The organism is Paenibacillus sp. cl130 (assembly GCF_900116035.1).
Taxonomy (GTDB): Bacteria; Bacillota; Bacilli; order Paenibacillales; family Paenibacillaceae; genus Paenibacillus; species Paenibacillus polymyxa_B.
Genome location: NZ_FOYG01000003.1, coordinates 387,370 through 408,574 on the forward strand (window position 1 = coordinate 387,370; position 21,205 = coordinate 408,574).

Sequence of the window (21,205 nt, forward strand, 5' to 3'; positions counted from 1 at the left end):
TATATCTGAACTATTGGTTGATCTCTTCCAATATTTCTTTAATAATAGCCGCATTTTTATCTATATATCCTGTACTTAACATATCAAAATGACTGCCAAATCCGTTATATACTTTGAACTCTCCCGTTGTTGCCTCTCTCCATCCTTCACATAAATCAGCTTCACCTTCATTGTCTTGCTGCTGTGATATAATAAGATGGATATTGGAGTTTATCTGTCCCGAGTTTATAACACTTCTAGTGTATTTATGATAATTTCTCATTCTTTCAATGGCCTTTTCAATAACTGCCTGGTTATCTCCAAACATGCCTTTTATAAGTTTCTCATTTTCTTCTATAAATTCTTTATCCTGTTGCTCAGCAAGTTTCTTAGCATCTTCGCTTTCTTCCTCAATAAGGACAAATGATTTAGCCGAATCCAGAAAGATTATATCGGATACATGATGTCCAGTTTCAATTAATACTTTAGCAACTTCAAATGCCAGATTACCTCCTGCCGAGTAACCAAATAGAATATATGGGCCCTCGGGTTTGACAGAAGTAATTGCCTTCACATACTCCTCCATCCTGCTCTCATTTTCTATAAAGTCAAAGGAATATATGGAATAAGCATTCATTTGTTTTGATAAACTACCATAAGCTATTCCATTTCCTCCTCCTGGAGGGAATGCAAACATAAGACTCTCCATTGCTGAATTAAAATGAATTGCCGGACTTGGTGTAATATAATCATTGGCGTACGTATTGTGTATAAAACGGGCAATTTCCTTTATGGTTGGGGCCATATAAAAGTCTTTTAGTGGTACCTCAACATTTAACTGTTCATAAATTCTGCTTATAAGGGATATTGCCTTCAGTGAGTATCCTCCCAGTTCAAAGAAGTTATCATTCACACCAATTTTTTGTACTCCAAGGGCATCATGCCACAGCAGTGCAAGCTTCTCCTCAACTTCACCGCAAGGCTCTACATACTCTACTGATGTAGCTAAAGTACCGTCATTTTGGGGTAAATTATTCCGATCTATTTTGCCATTGGCTGTCAAAGGCAGCTTTTCCAGCTGAACAAAGTATTGTGGTATCATGTAATCGGGAAGTTCTTTTAAGAGAAGCGCCCTTAAATCTGATATTGTAGATTCACTTTCCCCTGCTATATAAGCACACAAATACTTGTTGCCCTCCTGGTCTGTCTTTGCAATTACCGCAGCTTCTTTTATTGAAGGATGCTTTAATAGCTGCACTTCTATTTCCCCAAGCTCTATCCTAAAGCCCCTAATCTTTACCTGATGGTCTACTCTGCCTATAAATTCGATGTTTCCGTCAGGAAGCCACCTTCCAAGATCACCGGTACGATACATTCTTTCTCCAGAGCTGAAAGGATTAGCTACAAATTTTTCCGTAGTCAATTCAAGTTTGTTCAAATAGCCTTTTGCCAGCCCATCTCCAGATATATATATTTCACCAGTTGTATTAACCGGTAAGATATTCATGTCTTCATTAAGTATATATATCTTATAATTCTGCAATGGCATACCTATAGGTATACTTGTTAGATTTCTCACCTTCTCACGGCTTAAATGGTAATAAGTTGAATCTACGCAGCATTCTGTTGGACCATAAACGTTTGTTATAGTAGGGTTATTATCTTTAAACCGATCATAGAAACCTTGTATACCTTTACATGAAAGTTCTTCCCCTCCGATAATAAACTGCATAACTGAAAGACTTTCGCCAGGCCTGGCAGTATCTGTTAAAAGCTTTATATGTGCTGGTGTTCCGTCTGAAACAGCAATTGAATTCCTGTTATAGTACTTTAGAAGGCCCTCACCATCTAGCCTTGTATCCTCAGGAACTATAAACAGCGTATGGCCAAGGAGAGAAGCCGCAAATATTTGTTTTACAGATGCGTCAAAAAAGTAAGGGGACACAAGGGCAACATTTAAATAATTATCATAATTTTCATAGACAAGCTTTCTTAGTCCATAAACCAAGTTAACTACACTTCGATGCTCTATCATTGAACCCTTCGGAACTCCAGTAGATCCCGATGTATAAATGATATAAGCTAAGTCCTCTGGTTTATTTATTTTATCAAGGTTTTCAGCACTTCCAATGTATATTTCAGGGGAATCAAGCAGTAATATATTACCGTAAAACTCTGCTTTATCCGCTAAATGTGATTGCGTCAACAGCATAGTTGCATTACTATCTTCCAGTAATTTTTTTATTCTTAGTTCAGGAAGTTTGGTTGAAATTGGTAAATAGACACCTCCTGCTTTTAAAATTCCCAGTATTCCAACCTGCATATCTACGGATCTTTCTACCATTATTCCAACTATGCTGTTTTGCTTTACACCATTACTTCTTAGTGCTCTGGCAAGCTGATTTGCCTTTTCATTGAGCTGCCTGTAGGTTAATTGCTTGTCCTCAAACACTACAGCTACATTATCAGGTGTCCTTTCCACTTGGTCTTGGAACAGCTCATGTAGAGTCTTATCCCTAGGGTATTCTGCCTTTGTATCATTAAAACTATTTAGTATTTGCTGTTTTTCATCCTGAGATAGTATATTTATTTCGGACAGCATCTTTTCGGGGTAAGCTGTGATCTCTTCCAGTACATTGATGAAATGGACCCCAAGTTTTTCTATTGTCTCTTTCTTAAACAGACGAGTAGCATACTTTAACCCAAATACAATATTATTCTGGGTCTCTTGGGCGTTTAGGGTCAAATCAAATTTGGACGCCCTGAACTCATTATCATAGGGCATGAACCTTAGCCCATTCATCTTAAATTCTGATGCCTCTTTATTTTGCAAGACAAACATAGTATCAAACAGCGGATTTCTGCTCAAATCCCGCTTAATGCTAAGCTTCTCCACAAGTTCCTCAAATGGGTAATCCTGGTTTTCATAAGCCCTTAGAGCATTTTCTTTTACTACCATCAAAAACTCGCTGAAATTCTTTTTACCTTGAGGGTAATTCCTCATAGCTAGGGTATTGACAAACATGCCTATGATGTCCTGCAAATCTGTATGTGGCCTTCCTGCTATAGGGCTTCCAATTACGACATCTTCCTGTCCGGTGTATTTGAAAAGAAGCACATTGTATGAAGCTAGAAGCACCATATACAGTGTTGCTCCATGATCCACGGCAAGCTTGTTCAGTTTATGTGCAAGTTCCCGGCCTGTTTCAAAACTGACCATATCGCCTTCAAAACTCTGTATAGCCGGCCTTGGGTAGTCTACCGGCATATCAAGTACTGGTATTTCTCCCCTAAATGCCTGGAGCCAGTATTCTTCTTGTTTACTGATTGTGCCGTCAGCAAACAATTTATTCTGCCATACGGAATAGTCCTTGTACTGAATCTGAAGTGCTGGAAGATTCATTCCTTCATACAAGCTTATGAATTCTCTTACCAGTATTTCATCCGACACCCCGTCAGATATGATATGGTGTTTATCAAGCATCATGACATGCCTGTCTTCTCTAATTTTTACGAGCCCTGCTCTTAGTAAAGGAGCCTTGCCAAGGTCAAATGGCCTTATGAATTCATTTGCTGCTTCTGAGGCTTTTTCTTCGCCGGTTTCCATGTACATGATACTAAATTCCACCTCATCATGGACCTTCTGCACCGGTTCACCATCTACCATATGGAAGGAGGTCCGGAAAGCCTCATGCCTTTTTACCAGCTGATCTAAGGCTTTCTCAAAACGTTCTATATCAATACTGCCTTCTAACAACATAAACTCTGGCATATTGTATGCCACCCTTGCTCCTTCAAGCTGATTTAATATATACAGCCTTCTTTGGGAAGACGACATAGGATAGTATTCCATTTCTCCAGTGGGCTGGATAGATTGATAAATACTCTCTTGGGCTTCCTGGATGTACTTGGCAATTTCTGCAATTGTCGGCAGCTTGAATATCTCCTTAAGAGATATATTTACATTGAACTCTTTGTGAATTTTGGCTGCAAAGTTTATTGCTTTTAATGAGTGCCCCCCAAGCACAAAGAAATTATCATTTCTCCCTATTTTCTCAACCCCCAGGATATCCTGCCACAATTGTACAAGCTTCTCTTCCACTTCACCTGAAGGTGCTTCATACTCTACTCCAGTATTTAAATGAGCAGCAGGGTGGGGCAAGTTCTTCCGGTCTATCTTACCATTGGCTGTCAAAGGCATTTCATCCAGCTGCATGAAGTATGCCGGGATCATATACTCGGGCAATTCTTTTGAAAGGCATTCCCTTAGTTCAGTTATTGTCAGTTCATTTTCCCCAACGAAATATGCACACAGATCCTTGTTCTTCTGTTGGTCTTCCTTTACAATAACCACAGCTTCTTTTATTGAAGCATGTCTTAATAGCTGAGCCTCTATTTCTCCAAGTTCTATTCTAAATCCCCTTATCTTTACCTGGTGGTCCATCCTGCCTAAAAATTCTATATTCCCGTCAGGCAGCCATCTTGCCAAGTCCCCAGTACGATACATTCTTTCTCCCTTTATAAACGGGTTAGATACAAATCTTTCTGCAGTAAGCCCCGTCTTGTTTAAATAGCCTTTGGCAAGACCATCCCCAGATATATATAATTCCCCAGCGATACCTATAGGATTTACTTCTAATTTCTTACCAAGTATGCATGCTCTGGTGTTTGGCAAAGGACGGCCTATGGGGATATTATCCAATCTACTAAGCCCCGCCGCAGTAATCAAATATTCCGTAGAATCCACACAGCATTCGGTAGGACCATAAACATTTGTGATGCAAGGTTGCACATCCTCAAATCTGCTTAGGAAGTCTTTTACTGCATCAAATGGAAGAACATCTCCGCCTATAATAAAATGTCTCACTTTTAGGTTATTATCTATAGGAGGAGAATTTAACATCATATTTACGTGTATGGGCGTTCCATCCGAAATATCAATCCTATTTTCACTATAGAAGTCCAGCAGCTTTTTACCGTCTTTCCTTGCTTCCTCCGGTACAATGTACAATGCATGCCCCATTAGCAGTGCTGCGAAAATCTGCTGCACCGAAGCATCAAAAACATAAGGGGCAATGAGGCAAACATTCAACGGTGATTCATATTTGCTATATATTCTCTGGAACAGACCCTCTACCAGGTTTAATACACTCTTATTATCAATGCAAACACCTTTAGGGTTTCCCGTTGAGCCAGAGGTATAGATGATGTACGCTGTATCACCAGGCTTATTTATACATTTTATATTCACATCGTTTATAAAATTATAATCATAATCAGATAAATCAATAATCTCACCATCGAAATCATCACGATCCATAAGATGATTTTGGGTGAGTAAAATTTTGGCCTTGCTGTCCTCCATCATATACCTTTTTCTTTCCAATGGATAATTAGGATCTACAGGAAGGTACGCCCCCCCAGCCTTGATTACTGACATTATACCTATAACCATTTCAGGCGAGCGGTCCACCATTATGCCTACAATATCATCAGGCTTTACTCCCTTTTCTCTTAATGCCCTGGCCAATTGGTTTGCCTTTTGATTCAGTTCTCGGTAGGTTAATTGTTTACCTTCAAAAACCACTGCAATATGATCAGGAGTCTTTTTCACTTGCTCCTCAAACATTTGGTGTATGGTTTTATCCAGGGGATATTCGAGAGCAGTATCGTTAAAGCTGTATAATACTTGCTGTTTTTCTTCCTGTGATAACATTTCGATTTCATAAAGCCTTTTTTCGGGGTATGCTGCAATTTCTTCCAGCAAATTGATGTAATGAGCCCCAAGTCTTTCAACTGTTTCTTTCTTAAACAGTCTTGTACAGTATTCGAGTTCAAAGGCTATACCATCCTCAGTCTCAAATGCATTTAAGGTGATGTCAAATTTTGATATTCTGCCTTCTATCCCTTTGTTGTACGGCTTGAAGCTTAGATCAGACGTTATGAGCTCTGCTTTTCCAACATTGTATATGGCAAACATGGTATCAAAGAGGGGATTCCTGCTCATATCCCTCCTTATGTCCAGCTTATCCACTAATTCTTCAAACTGATAGTCCTGATTGTCGTATGCTTTCAAAGCATTTTCTTTAACTTCTTTCAAGAATTCAATAAAAGTCTTTTCTCCTTGCGGGTGGTTTCTCATGGCCAGAGTGTTTACAAACATACCTATGATGTCTTGAAGGTCAGCATGAGGCCTTCCAGCTATAGGACTTCCCACAATAATATCTTCCTGTCCAGTGTATCTAGATAACAGCACATTGTATGCAGCAAGAAGCGTCATATATAATGTAGCTCCATTGTCTGATCCAAGCTTGTTAAGTCTAACCGCAAGCTCGCTATCAGCTTCAAAGCTGATGTAGTCTCCTTCAAAGCTTTGTACTGCGGGTCTTGGGTAGTCGGTGGATAAATCCAGCACAGGGATCTCTCCCTGAAAGGTCTGGAGCCAGAATTCCTCCTGCTTACTTATGGCAGCTCCTGCAAACAATTCCCTCTGCCAAACTGAGTAGTCCTTGTACTGTATACGCAGTGGAGGAAGTATTTTCCCTTCATATAAGCTTATAAACTCTCTTACCAGTATGTCGTTGGACACTCCATCCGATATGATATGATGCATGTCAAACACCATAATATGTCTGGCTTCTCCAATCTTTACAAGTCCAACTCTTAATAGTGGAGCCTTTCCAAGGTCAAAGGGCCTTATGAATTTCTCCACTATTTCGGGAACCTTCTCTTCACTGGTTTCCAGGTACATGATACTTAGGTCCGCCTTGTCATGGACTTTCTGAGACAGCTCTTCCTCGATCATATGGAAGGAGGTTCGAAAGCTCTCATGCCTTTCTATCAGACTATGAAAAGCCTGCTCAAAACGTGCTTTATCAACAGTACCTTCCAGCAATATTATGCCAGGTATATTGTAGGCGATTCCAGCTCCTTCAAGCTGGTTTAATATATATAGTCTTTTCTGGGCGGATGACATGGGATAATATTCCATATCCCCAGCACGTTGAATGGACTGATATAGGCTCTCCTTTGAGTCTTCAATGTAGCTGGCAATTTCTAAGATGGTTGGTGTCTTGAATATTTCCTTAAGAGGTATGTCTACATTGAACTCTTTGTGAATTCTTGCTACAAGGCTTGTTGCCTTTAACGAGTGTCCTCCGAGCATAAAGAAGTTATCATTTCTTCCTACCTTCTCTATTCCAAGGATGTCCTGCCACAGCAGCGCAAGCCTTTCCTCCACTTCACCTGAAGGCGCTGCATACTCTGTTCCTGTATTTATTCTTCCATCAGGCAGCGGCAGCGCCTTTCTGTCCAATTTTCCATTTATGGTTAACGGTACTTTTGCTATCCTCATAAAATAGGATGGAATCATATAATCGGGCAGCTCTTTAGATATAAGCTCCCTTATTTCGGTCACTGTCACTTCTCGGTCAGACACTATATAAGCGCAAAGATACCTGCCTACACTTGAATCCTCCCGGTCAATGACCACCGCCTCATTTATATCAGCATGCTTCAAAAGGGCTGCTTCTATTTCCTCAAGCTCGATTCTATACCCTCTTATTTTAACCTGGTGGTCTTTTCTGCCGGCAAATGCAATATTCCCGTCAGGAAGCCACTTTGCAAGATCTCCTGTTTTATACATCAGTTCTCCAGGCATAAATGGGTTCGGTACAAACTTTTCCCTGGTAAGTTCCGGTTTTTTCAAGTATCCTCTCGCCAATCCTGCCCCGGAAACACAGAGTTCACCCTCAACACCTATGGGCTTAAGATTATTGTTTTCATCAACTATAAACACCCGGGTATTGGTAATAGGTTTACCAATAGGTACCGACTTATCGGCCGTCTCACAATCATCTGCTTTCCATACCGTTGCACATACGGTTGTCTCAGTAGGTCCATAAGCATTTATATATGAAATCCTGTTGCTCCATTTCTTTAAAAGTTCGGGAGTGGAAGCCGAACCTGCTGCAATTACCTTCTTTAAGGAAGTTACTTTTTCCGGGTCCAGATTTGCCAGATACGGAGGTGGTAAAGTAGCAATAGTTATCTCATTTTCATTTAGGTATTCTTCAAATCTTCGATAGTCATTGATAATATCGCTTGAAGATATATATAGTGTTGCTCCTGCCAATAGTCCCATAAATATTTCCCAAACTGCAGCGTCGAATGAAATTGATGCAAATTGAATAATCCTATCGCTTTCACTTACATTTAAGCGGGTCTTGAAAAACGCCTCCAGATTTGCTACCCCTTTATGTTCTACCATAACCCCTTTAGGTTTTCCTGTAGACCCAGATGTATAAATGATATATGCCAAATTTTGCGGTGAACATACCACTTCCAGGTTCATAGGGTTTCCGGCATAAAGGCTTTCATCTTCTATGTCTATATACTTCCCGTAAAACTCCACTTTCTCCAGGAATTGCTTTTGGGAAATCAGCACCCCTATCTCGCTGTCCTCGAGTAAATATTCGATTCTTGCCTTAGGGTAGTCAGGATCTATAGGCATATATGCCCCTCCGGCTTTAAGTATGCCAAATATACCTATGACCATCTCCAGTGAGCGTTCTACCATAATACCCACTATGCTGTCTGGTTTAACTCCCTTATCCCTCAACACTCTTGCAAGCTGATTTGACTTCTCATTGAGTTCCCTATAGGTTAGCTGCTTACCCTCAAACACCACTGCCGCATTGTCAGGTGTCTTCACCGCTTGTTCCTCAAATAGTTGGTGAATGGTCTTTTCCCTGTGGTATTCCTCCGTTGTATTATTGAAGCAGTGTACTATTTCTTTCTTTTCCACTTCGGTGAGTATATCAATATTCCTAATATGCATATCGGGATTATCGGTTACAATTTCTATTACCGACTGAAAATGTCCCTTGATTTTTTCTATGAAATTACCATCATATACCAGTGAGTTGTAACTGAATTTAATAGATAATTCCTTACCGCCATCAACGAGTATCCCAAAATCATAATTCGTCTGCTCGAATATTTCCATTCCAACTACATTTAAAATGCCATTACTGGATGAAGCATTAACCGCTTCATCCATAGGGTAATTTTCAAAAGCCATGACATGATGTATCAAGGCATCTTTCAAGCATGTTTTTGACTGCACATCCGCCAGAGGATAGAAACTGTACCGGTCAGATTCAAGCACCGATTGCTGCATCTCTTTGATCAGTTCGGTAAAAGTTTTATCCTCATCACAACTCACCCTTACTGCAACGGTATTTATAAATAAACCCACCATGCTCTCAATTCCCTGTATTTCATGAGGCCTTCCCGATACCACCTCACCAAACACCACATCATCGGTATTGTTATACCGCTGTAATAATATCCCCCATATGGTCTTTATAATGGTACTCATGGTTGTATTGTTTTTGGCTGCAAACTTCTCAAGATCGCTAGTTATTTGTTCAGATATTTTAAACTCCGTTTCTTCAATCCTGAAATCATCACTTGCAGACCTGCCGTTTTGGGGAAGGACTGTCTGATGCTCGTAACCTTTAAGATAGGTTTCCCAGTAATCTGCGGCCTCGTTCTGATTTCTGCCTTCCAACCATTTGATATAGCGGCTGTAAGGATATACCTTTCCTGACTCCGGCTCCCGGCTATTCATCAGGGCTTCATAGTTTTCCATAAATTCTCTAAATATATTTGCGAGACTCCACCCATCAATAATGATGTGATGAAAGCTCCATACCATGTTATAAGATTGGTAGCCTGTTTTAATTACACTTAATCTTGTTAAAATATCCCTTGATAAGTCAAAGCCCTTTTTTCTGTCTTTAACCCTGTATTCTTCTATATACCTATCCCTTAGTTCTTCGGCAAGGGAGGTAATATCCTCATAGCTGACAGACAGCTTTCTTTCCTTCATGACTACTTGTAAGGGCTTGGCTACATTTTCATACAAAAAAATTGTTCTCAAAGCGTCATACTTTTCAATAATGATATTAACGCTCTTTTCAACACAATCAATGTCCAGGATGCCTTTTATAGAAAGTGATATCTGCTCAAAGTAGGCGTCTGAATTTTTATCCATCATATAGTGGTACAATATCCCTTGCTGCATAGGAGTGAGCCGGTACATATCTTTTATGTTTTGTTTCTTCAAATCACTCATAAGTACTCCTCCTTAAATACAAACTCTTTTTATTCGAAGTTATTCAATACGTCTTCAAACTCATCCATATTCAGATCGTCTACTGTAAAATCACTGAGTGTAGCTTCTGAATAGTCCATTTCTGCACAATGGGTTATTATGTTTACTAAATGCTTTTTAAAACTCACCGCTACCCCTTCAATAGTACTCTTCTCATACTCGCCCTGGTTGTAGCTAAAGTTTAATTCCAGCTTCCCGCCTTCTACAGTTCCGCCGTTAATATCAATACAATACTCACTTTTATAGTTTGGTCCTGTAGACTCTCCGGCAGGAATATCAGACACTCCAAATAAATTGTCTACATTATCCTGGTTGAATTGACCGAGGTAATTGAAGCTTATTTCAGGGTTTAGATTAAAGTTTAAATCGGCTTTGTTTTCCGGCAAGGTAAGATATTTTAGTATGCCGTAACCTATCCCTTTGTTAGGTATCTGCCTGATGTTTTCTTTTACCGATTTGATCATGCGGGAAATATCGAGTTGTCCGCTGACATCTAACACCACGGGATACTGGGTGGTGAACCATCCCACGGTCCTGCTTATGTCAATGTCTTTAATGATTTCCTCCCTGCCGTGCCCCTCCAGACTGATCAGAACCTTATCATTTCCGGTCCATTCCCTCACTGCTAATCCCAAGGCGGTAAGCAATATGTCGTTTACTTCTGTGTTATAAGCATGGTTTACCCGCTTTAGCATCTTCTCAGTCTCTTCAATACTCAGCTCGATCTTGACGCTATTGTTATTCATATACCTTCTTTCTTCAATCTCTCGGTCTTTTGGAAGCGGTATTGTTTCAGTTTTTTCCAAATTGGTCCAGTAATTTATTTCTTTTAATAGTTCAGGGCTATTGGCATACTCATCAAGCCTCTGTGCCCAATCTTTGAAAGAGTCGGTCTTGTTGCTGAATTTTATTTCATCATTGTTTAGCGCCTGTCTGTATCCTATGTCCAAATCTTCCAGTATGATTCTCCACGATACCCCATCAACTACAAGGTGGTGAATAGCTATTAGCAGGTGGTCCCCTTCTTTAGTCTTAAACAGACCAACCTTAACTAAAGGACCGTTATACAAGTCCATGCTCCTCTGAATCCTCGACGCTTCCAGCTCTATTTTTTCCCGGTAATTATAGCTGTCCCTAAGGTCTACAATTTCCAATGAAAAATGTTCACCTTCAAGGTTTTTGTTGTATTGGAGTATATTTTGATCCTCTATTTTTACCACTGTTCTAAAAATATCGTGGTGCTCTACAAGCTTTGACAATACTTTTCGAATAATAGCTTCTTCAAATCCGTTACGCCCATATATCATTATTTCCTGATTAAAATGATGGATATCCTTGCTGTCTTGTTTATACAACCATCTTTGTATAGGTGTTATCGGTACTATGCCTTCTACCGGGCCTTGATGAATTCTTCGGCTTGTAGATTGTATATATTCGACGAGTTCCTCAATTACAGGATGTTTGAATAAGTCCCGCATTTCAAGCTTTAGCCCATGGACGTTAAGACGCGACATTACCTGTATGGCTTTTATTGAGTCTCCTCCAAGGCTGAAGAAATTATCTTTTACCCCGATGTTTTCAGTTTTTAGTACGTCTTCCCATACTTTGGCCAGTATTTCTTCTCTTTCGTTTCTAGGAACTACATGCTCTACTCCGGTATTAATATTCCCCTGTGGTTCAGGCAATGCTTTCCGATCAATTTTACCGTTGGCATTAAATGGCAGCTGTTCCAGCTGCATGAAATATGCTGGTACCATGTAGTCAGGTAGTTCGTTTAAGAGATGCTCCCTTAGCTCGGAAATGGTCAATTCATTTTCCCCTACAATATATGCACACAGGTACTTCTTCCCTTGCTGCTCTTCCTTTGCAATAACCACTGCTTCCTTAATAGCAGTGTGCTTCACCAGATGTGCTTCAATTTCTCCAAGCTCTATTCTAAAGCCTCTTATCTTTACCTGGTGGTCGATCCTGCCCATGAATTCGATGTTCCCATCAGGAAGCCGCCTTACTAAGTCCCCTGTGCGGTACACTTTTTCGCCGGGAATAAACGGGTTAGGTACAAATTTTTCTGCTGTCAGTTCAGGTCTATTCAAATAGCCCCTTGCAAGACCGCTTCCACCTATCACAAGTTCACCGGCCACTCCTACAGGAGTTAATTGGTTGTGCTTGTCCAGTATATAAAGGTATACATTCTGTAAAGCTTTCCCTATAGGTACTGTTATAAGTTCTTCTGCTATTTTCTTTGTTATACTGTAACCCGCTGCATATATCGTGGACTCTGTAGGCCCATAGATATTTTCCAGAGATGTGTTCTCTGAGACATCGAAAAGCTCATGGACAAGCTTTTTGGGCAGCGCTTCTCCAGCAGCAAAAATATACCTGAGAGTTGATGGCAGTTTTATACCATTATCTTTTAAAGTATGTACCATTATATTCAGCATTGATGGTACAAAGTTTACATGGGTTATCTTATGCTTGTTTATTACCTCTACTAACTCCATAGCTTCCTTTTCCACACCTTGGCGTGATATTACAAGCTTTCCTCCGTTGAGGAACCAGCCAAATATCTCAGCTACGGATACGTCAAAGGTATAAGTTGTTTTAAATAGAAAAGCGTCTTCCGCTTTAAGCGGATACATGGCCTGGAGGGCTGTAATTATGTTTACAACGCTAGTATGCTCAATCATTCCACCTTTGGGCTTCCCTGTCGAACCTGATGTATAAATGACGTACGCAAGGTCCGAGGGTTTGTTTACATTTTCAAGCTTTGAGTTCTCTTCATTTAAATATTCTTCCTCCAGATATATAATATCCGCATCAATCTGCTTATTTTCCATAAAGGTCCTGGAGGTCAAAAGGATCTGGGAACCACTATCGTCCAACAAATACTTTATCCTTGTATCAGGATAATTAGGATCTATCGGCAGATACGCCCCTCCAGCTTTCAATATGGCAAATATCCCCACAATCATCTCAAATGAACGTTCGGCCATAATTCCTACAATACGGTCAGGCTTTACCCCTTTGTTCCTCAATACTCTGGCCAAATGATTTGCCTTTCCGTTCAATTCCCTGTAAGTCAAGTGCTTGTCTTCATATACCACAGCTATGTTGTCAGGTGTCCTTTCCACCTGCTCAGCAAACAGCTCATGTATGGTTTTGTCCTGCGGATAGTCTTTCTTAGTATCATTAAAGTCTATCAGCAACTGCTTTCTTTCTTCATGACTTAATATAATAAGCTTGTCAACTGACCCTTTGGGGTTATGGATAAACATATTTAAAATATTAATAAAATAGTCTATACACTCTTCTGCCTGTTTTCTTTCCAATACTTTGTCCGAGTAGATCAAGCTTATATTAAGATCATCGAATGTATTACTTACTGTAAAGTCAAGACTTGTATTGGTTGCTTCATATTCATCAACTGAAATTCTATCTTTAACATCACCGATTTCTTTGTTTATTATCTCGTTATATATATGAAAATCCACATAATTGAATATGGTATCAAATAAAGGATTTTCCTCTTTGTTTTCTTTTCCGCCCAGGATATTTATGATCTCAAATAAAGGCAGTCTTCCATAAAGCTTTAAGTTTATTAATTTCTTTTCTGCAACTTTTATCAATTCCTCCCATATATCGATTTTATCAAAACACATTTTGACGGGAACCGTATTTAAGAAGCACCCCAGCATCTTATCTCCATCTTCGCATACAGGTCTGTTATTTTCTACCAAACCTACGACAAAGTCATCCTCGTATGAAAGCATATTGAGCATATAAGTGTATGCAGCAAAGCAAAGTGTCTTTAAGCTTACATCATATCTTCTGGCAGTACTTCTTAAATCACCTAAAAATTCCTGACTTAAATGGCGTGTTACATGGTCTACTTTATAAGATTTTTTTGTTTTTCCATGAATATTTGCAGGCATATTCAACCTTTTATATTCACTTAATTCCTCTCTCCAATAATTAATTACTTCCTGGTTGTCCTTAATTGTCATTTGGTCTGCTATATAATCTTTATAGCTGCATTTAAGCCGTGTTGGTATATAATCTTTTTCTTGCTTAAGCTTAGAGTATAGGTTTGAAACTTCCGTAATCAATGAAGCAACACTCCAGCCATCCAGGATAGCATGGTGGAATATCAGAACCAGACAAATATGGTTTGCGTCAAGTTTGAATATTCTTATCCTCCAAAGGGGCTTTGATATATCAAACGGATTCGCTCTGTCATTTTCCAAATATTTGTTTATATACTCAACCTGCCCTGTCCTGCTAAAATTCATGATATCTATCTGCTCAATATCAAGACTACTGCCCTTGTAAACAATTTGCACAGGAGTTTCAAAATCCTCTAAATTAAAAACCGTCCTTAAAATATCATGTTTTGACGTCATTAGAAGCATCGCTTCTTTAAATGCTGGGAAATCAAAGTCTTTGTCATTCAGATGAAATGCAAATTGGTCATGATAAACTGCATTTTCATAGTCTTTTTTGGAATGATAAATCATACCCAGCTCTATGTGACTCATCGGATATATATCTTCCATGTCCGAAGGTAACTTTTCTGAGAGAGTTTCATTCATCAATATTCGCTGTTTAAATAACTCCAGTTCTTCCCTTGCTTTACCCATCTTACTGTTAAAAGCTTCCGTATCTTTTACTTTTAAGAATGCAGACAATCTCTCAATATCAGGATTCATGTATATATCCCTGATTTGGATGTTTATATCCAACTTTTTGCATATTGTGCTGACTAATGATATTGCACGTATAGAATCTCCGCCTATTTTAAAGAAGTTGTCCCTTATTCCTACCTGTTTTGCTCCAAGCACTTCCTGCCATATTTCAACCAGTTTCTCTTCCACTTCATTCCGCGGCGCTACATATTCTGTTCCCGTACTCATACTTCCGTCAGGCTCGGGCAATGCTTTCCTGTCTATTTTTCCATTAGGGGTCAATGGCAGCTTTTCCATCTGCATAAAGTAAGAAGGGATCATGTAGTCCGGGAGCTCTTTTGACAAGTGTTCCCTCATCCCCTGTACGGTTATTTCTTGATCCGGTACGACGTACGCACAAAGATACTTATTTCCGTCAGCTCCTTCTTTGTCCAATACCACTGCTTCTTTTATTGTTTCATGCTTTAATAACCGGTTCTCTATTTCACCCAGTTCTATCCTGTAGCCTCTTATCTTTACCTGATGGTCGATCCTGCCCAGATATTCTAGGTTGCCGTCAGGCAGCCACCTTGCCAGGTCACCTGTCCTGTACATCCTTTCACCCGGTGCGAATGGGTTTGCTGCGAATTTTTCTTCTGTAAGTTCCGGTCTGTTCAAGTACCCTCTTGCCAGTCCATCCCCTGCTATACATAGTTCTCCCGCTACTCCTATCGGCTGCAGGCCCTTTTCCTTACTCACAACATACAACTTAATGTTATCTATGGGCTTTCCTATAGGTACAAGCTCCAATTCTTCTTCCGTAGAGCAGCCAAAGTAGGATACATCTACTGTTGCTTCTGTTGGTCCGTACAGGTTATGCAGGCTTGTTCCTTTTTCTTTGTACAGCAGCTTGTTGAACTTTTCTACTTGCTTCAGGTTCAGTGCTTCTCCACTGGCAAATACCTGCTTTAAGCTTGCTATTTCCTCTATTATCCCCTTTTCCTCTACATACTCTAAAAATACACTCAACATGGATGGTACAAAGTGCATTGTGGTAACTTTATTTTTTTCGATTGCCTTCACGATTTCTTCCGGATTTTTTTCTCCTCCCGGTATCAGCAGGCAGACTTTGGCCCCAGTAAAGCTCCACCACAATAATTCCCATACCGATACGTCAAAGGTATAGGGAGTTTTCTGCAGGATCACATCACCTTCAGCTATCGGGTATTGCTTCTGCATCCAGTTGATCCGGTTGATTACGGAGTAGTTCTCTATCATTACCCCTTTGGGTTTGCCGGTAGAACCGGATGTATATATTACATAAGCCAAGTTTTCAGGTTTACTAATTAACTTTGGATTTGATACATCCCCAGTAAATAGTTCCTGATTTTCTATGCTAATAAATTCAGCATTTCTGTAACTACCTTTAGCATTTATAAATTTATCCTGTATCAGAATAATTTGGCTGCCACTGTCATCAAGCATAAACTGGATCCTGTCTTCAGGGTATTCAGGAGCTATGGGTAAATAAGCCCCCCCAGCTTTTAGGACAGCCATGATCCCTATGATCATTTCCGGGGAACGTTCTACCATAATTCCCACTACACTATCAGGTTTTATTCCCTTTTCTCTTAATTTTCTGGCCAGTTGGTTTGCCTTTTCGTTTACCTCCCTATAAGTCAGCTGTTTATCTTCAAACACTACAGCAATATTATTGGGTGTCTTTTCTACCTGCTCTTCAAACAGTTGATGTATAGTCTTATCCTTAGGATACCGGACCTTTGTATCGTTAAAGTCATATAGTATTTTCTGCTTTTCTTCCTGTGAAAGCATATCAATTTCTGACAACCTTTTTCCAGGATAAACCGTTATCTCTTCCAGAACATTAAGGTAATGGGCTGCAAACCTTTCTACAGTCTCTTTCTTGAACAGCCTTGTGGCATATTCCAAATCAAATGCAATACCTTCCTGGGTTTCCCGAGCATTTAATGTCAAGTCAAATTTGGATATTCTAAATTCATTTGTATAGGGTATAAACTTAAGCCTATCTATCTTCAATTCTGATGAGCCGGTATTTTGCAATACAAACATAGTATCAAAAAGAGGATTCCTGCTCATATCCCTCTTTACATTAAGCTTTTCCACCAGTTCTTCAAACTGGTAGTCCTGATTTTCATAAGCCCTTATAGAGTTTTCCCTTACTTCCTTTAGAAACTCAGCAAAGGTCTTTTCTCCCTGGGGATAGTTCCTCATGGCTAAAGTATTTACAAACATACCTATTATGTCTTGTAAATCTGTATGAGGTCTTCCAGCTATAGGGCTTCCCACTATAATATCTTCCTGCCCCGTATACTTAGACAGCAGTATGTTGTATGAAGCAAGCAATGTCATGTAAAGAGTAGCCCCATTATCCCTTGCAAGCTTAATAAGTTTTCCCGTAAGCTCACTGCCTGCTTCAAAACGGATAAAACCTCCGTCAAAGCTTTGAACCGCAGGCCTTTGGTAATCTACTGGCATATTCAGCACAGGAATTTCTCCATTAAATTCCTGGAGCCAGTATTCCTCCTGCTTCTTTATTTTGTCCCCAGCAAATAGTTCCTTCTGCCAAACAGAATAGTCCTTGTACTGTATACGGAGGGAAGAAGGGTTATTTCCTCCATACATATCCATGAACTCATGTACCAGTATATCCATGGACGTACCGTCAGATATGATATGGTGCATGTCAAACATCATGACATGCTTGTCTTTTCCCGTTTTCACAAGGCCTACTCTTAGCAGCGGAGCAATTCCAAGATCAAACGGCTTTATAAATTCTTTTACGATTTCCCCCACTTTTTCTTCGTCAGATTCTAGATACACTACACTAAAACCCACAGGATCATTGATCTTCTGGACGGGTTCACCCTCTATGAAATGGAAAGATGTTCGAAGGGTCTCATGCCTATTTATAAGCTGTTGGAAGGTCTTCTGAAAAAGCTCCAGATCAATACTGCCTTCAACCAGCAAGCTGCCTGGCATATTGTATGCTGTCCCTGCTCCTTCAAACTGATTTAATATATACAGCCTTCTTTGGGCTGATGACATAGGGTAGTATTCCATCTCTTTAGCAGTTTGGATGGATTGATATATACTCTCCTTTGCTTCCTTCATATACCTTGCTATTACCGCTATAATTGGAGCCTTAAATATTTCCTTAAGAGGCATGTCTATATTGAACTCTTTGTGAATTCTCGCTACAAGGCTTGTAGCCTTTAAAGAGTGTCCACCTAACATAAAGAAGTTGTCATTTCTTCCTATCTTCTTAATTCCAAGGATGTCTTGCCAAATCAGTGCAAGCTTCTCTTCAAATTCGCCTATAGGCGCTTCATACTCTATTCCCGTATTTATATTACCTTCGGGTTCAGGCAATGCCTTCCTGTCTATCTTGCCATTAGCTGTCAATGGCATTTTTTCAAGCTGCACAAAGTATGATGGTACCATGTATTCGGGCAGTTCTTTTAAGAGATGCTCCCTTAGTTCTGATATTGTCAGCTCATTTTCTCCCGCTATATATGCACACAGGTATTTACTGCCCTGATGGTCTTCCTTTGCAATCACCAAAGATTCCTCAATTGAAGGATGCTTTAGCAGTTGTGCTTCTATTTCACCAAGCTCTATCCTAAAGCCTCTTATCTTTACCTGGTGGTCTATTCTACCCAGGTATTCCATTTCTCCATCAGATAATAACCGGACCAGGTCTCCAGATCTATATAACCTCTCTTCCGGCTTGTACGGATTTTGAACGAACTTTTCCTTTGTAAGCTCCGGTCTTCCAAGATATCCTCTGCAAACTCCGTCTCCTCCTACACAAAGCTCTCCGGCTACTCCAATGGGAACAACTTTCATGTTCTTATCCATTACATATGTTGTAAGGGTTGGTATAGGCCTTCCTATGCTGCTCACATTAGATCTAATTTCTTCCTCTTCTATCTCTTTATATGTGACATGCACTGTTGTCTCGGTTATTCCATACATATTGATGAGTCTAGTCTGCGGGTACTTCTTTCTCCATTCCTTCAACAATGCAGGCTTTAATGCTTCCCCTCCGAATATGACATATCTTATCTTAAGTTCTTTTTCTTCATATGATACTTCTTCATTGGCTATATTATAGAAGGCTGAAGGTGTCTGATTTAATACGGTCACCTTCTCATTCCTTAGAAGTCTCAGATACTCTACATTGCTGCGTGCTGTCATTTTAGGAACTACCACCAATCTGCCCCCATATAACAACGCCCCGTACATCTCCCATACGGAAAAATCGAAACTCATAGAATGAAACATAGTCCATACATCATTTTCGTTAAAATCAAACTGCATTTTACTGTTAAATAACAGCCTTACTATGTTTCTATGCTCTATCATTGCCCCTTTGGGTTTACCTGTAGAGCCTGAGGTATATATTAAGTAAGCTAGATCGGAAGGTTTATTTACCTCCGATAAGTTATATTGTTCATCTGAATATTCCTGCTCATCTTCTAAATTTATTACTGTACCTATTGATGTATATTTGTCTATAAAATGTGATTGGGTCAACAGGATCACTGCCCGGCTGTCTTCCAGCATATGACTTATTCTTTCCTCAGGATAATCTGGATCTATGGGAAGATATGCCCCTCCTGCTTTTAATACCCCTAGGATTGCTACTATCATCTCAAGTGAGCGTTCTGCCAGAATACCTACGATACTGTCCGGTTTGACTCCTTTAGCCCTTAATACATGGGCCAACCCATTTGATTTTTTATTGAGTTCACTAAATGTAAGCTTTTTACCCTCAAATACCACAGCTACATGATCAGGGTTCTTCTCTGCCTGCTCTTCAAAAAGCTGATGGATAGTCTTGTTTTTAGGATACTGTGCCTCTGTAGCGTTAAAGGTATATAGGATTTGCTGTTTTTCTTCCTGTAACAGTACATCAATTTCCCACAACCTTTTTTCAGGGCATGCCGTTATCTCTTCAAGAACGGTAATGTAATGGGTTCCAAACCTTTTTATTGTCTCCTTCTTAAACAGCCTGGTACAATATTCAAGGTTAAATGTTATACCTTCTTGACCCTCTACCACTTCAAGCATAAGGTCAAATTTTGCCTTTCTGCCTTCCAGCCAGTTGTTGTATTGTTTGAAGTTTATACCCGATGCTGCAAATTCTGTCTTGTTTGAAGTGCGCAGTGCAAACATAGTGTCAAAAAGAGGATTCCTGCTCATGTCCCTCATGAGATTAAGTTTTTCTACAAGTTCTTCAAACTGGTAGTTCTGATTTTCAAAAGCCAAAAACGCATTTTCCCTTACTTCCTGCAAGAATTGGACGAAGGTCTTTTCTCCCTCAGGATAGTTCCTTATGGCCAAGGTATTTATAAACATACCAATGATACCCTGCAGGTCAGCATGGGGCCTTCCGGCTACAGGACTTCCAACTATGATGTCTTCCTGTCCAGTGTATCTGGACAGGAGTACGTTATATGCAGCCATCAGTACCATGTATAAGGTAGCTCCATTATCTGTTGCAAGCTTATTTAGTTTGACTGAAAGTTCAGGGTTTATTTCAAAGCTTACAGCATCTCCTTCAAAACTTTGTACCGCCGGTCTTGGATAGTCAGTAGGCATATCCAGTACCGGTATATCACCCTTAAATGTCTGGAGCCAGTATTCTTCCTGCTTCTTTATTGAGTCTCCGGCAAACATCTCCTTCTGCCATACAGAAAAATCCTTGTACTGTATCCGTAGTGGCAAAAGGGTCTTCCCTTGGTACAAATCCAAAAACTCACTCATAAGTATATTGACTGATATACCATCTGATACTATGTGGTGCATGTCAAACATCATAACACGCCTGTCTTCGTTCGTTTTTACAAGTCCTACTCTCAGTAATGGAACTTGGCTAAGATCAAAGGGCGTTATGAATTCTTTGACTATTTCTGCTGCTTTTTCTTCATCCAGTTCCAGGTACGTAATACTGAAATCCACGTAATCATGAACCTTTTGTACTGGTTCACCCTCAACCATATGAAATGATGTGCGCAGAGCCTCATGTCTTTTTACTAGCTCCTTGAATGCCTGTTCGAAGCGTACTGCATCAATGTTTCCTTCCAGCAGTACGACGCCTGGCATGTTATATGCAGTACCTGCTCCTTCAAGCTCGTTTAGTATATACAGCCTTTTCTGGGCAGATGACATAGGGTAAAATTCCTGCTCTCTGGCAGAAGGTATTCCAGAAAAGGCATTTGGCGTATATTTTGAAACATCTTTTCCTTTTTCTTTTAGCATCGTCTCAAATAGCTTTCTTTTTTCTGGAGAAAGAGATTCTATTCTTTTCATCAAATTATCCATAACTTCGTCCCTCTTC

The 21,205-nt window shown here is 39.9% G+C and carries 2 protein-coding genes; both read right to left on the bottom strand.

What is annotated here, in order from left to right:
- Nucleotides 1–10 precede the first annotated feature (10 nt).
- On the bottom strand, nucleotides 11–10,120 hold the full coding sequence (locus tag BM358_RS10945; RefSeq protein WP_049828387.1) for a non-ribosomal peptide synthetase: 10,110 nt from the start codon (nucleotides 10,118–10,120) through the stop codon (nucleotides 11–13).
- Nucleotides 10,121–10,149: 29 nt separating this feature from the next.
- Nucleotides 10,150–21,189, bottom strand: a complete 11,040-nt coding sequence (locus tag BM358_RS10950; protein ID WP_091002021.1) for a non-ribosomal peptide synthetase — start codon at nucleotides 21,187–21,189, stop codon at nucleotides 10,150–10,152.
- Nucleotides 21,190–21,205 lie beyond the last annotated feature (16 nt).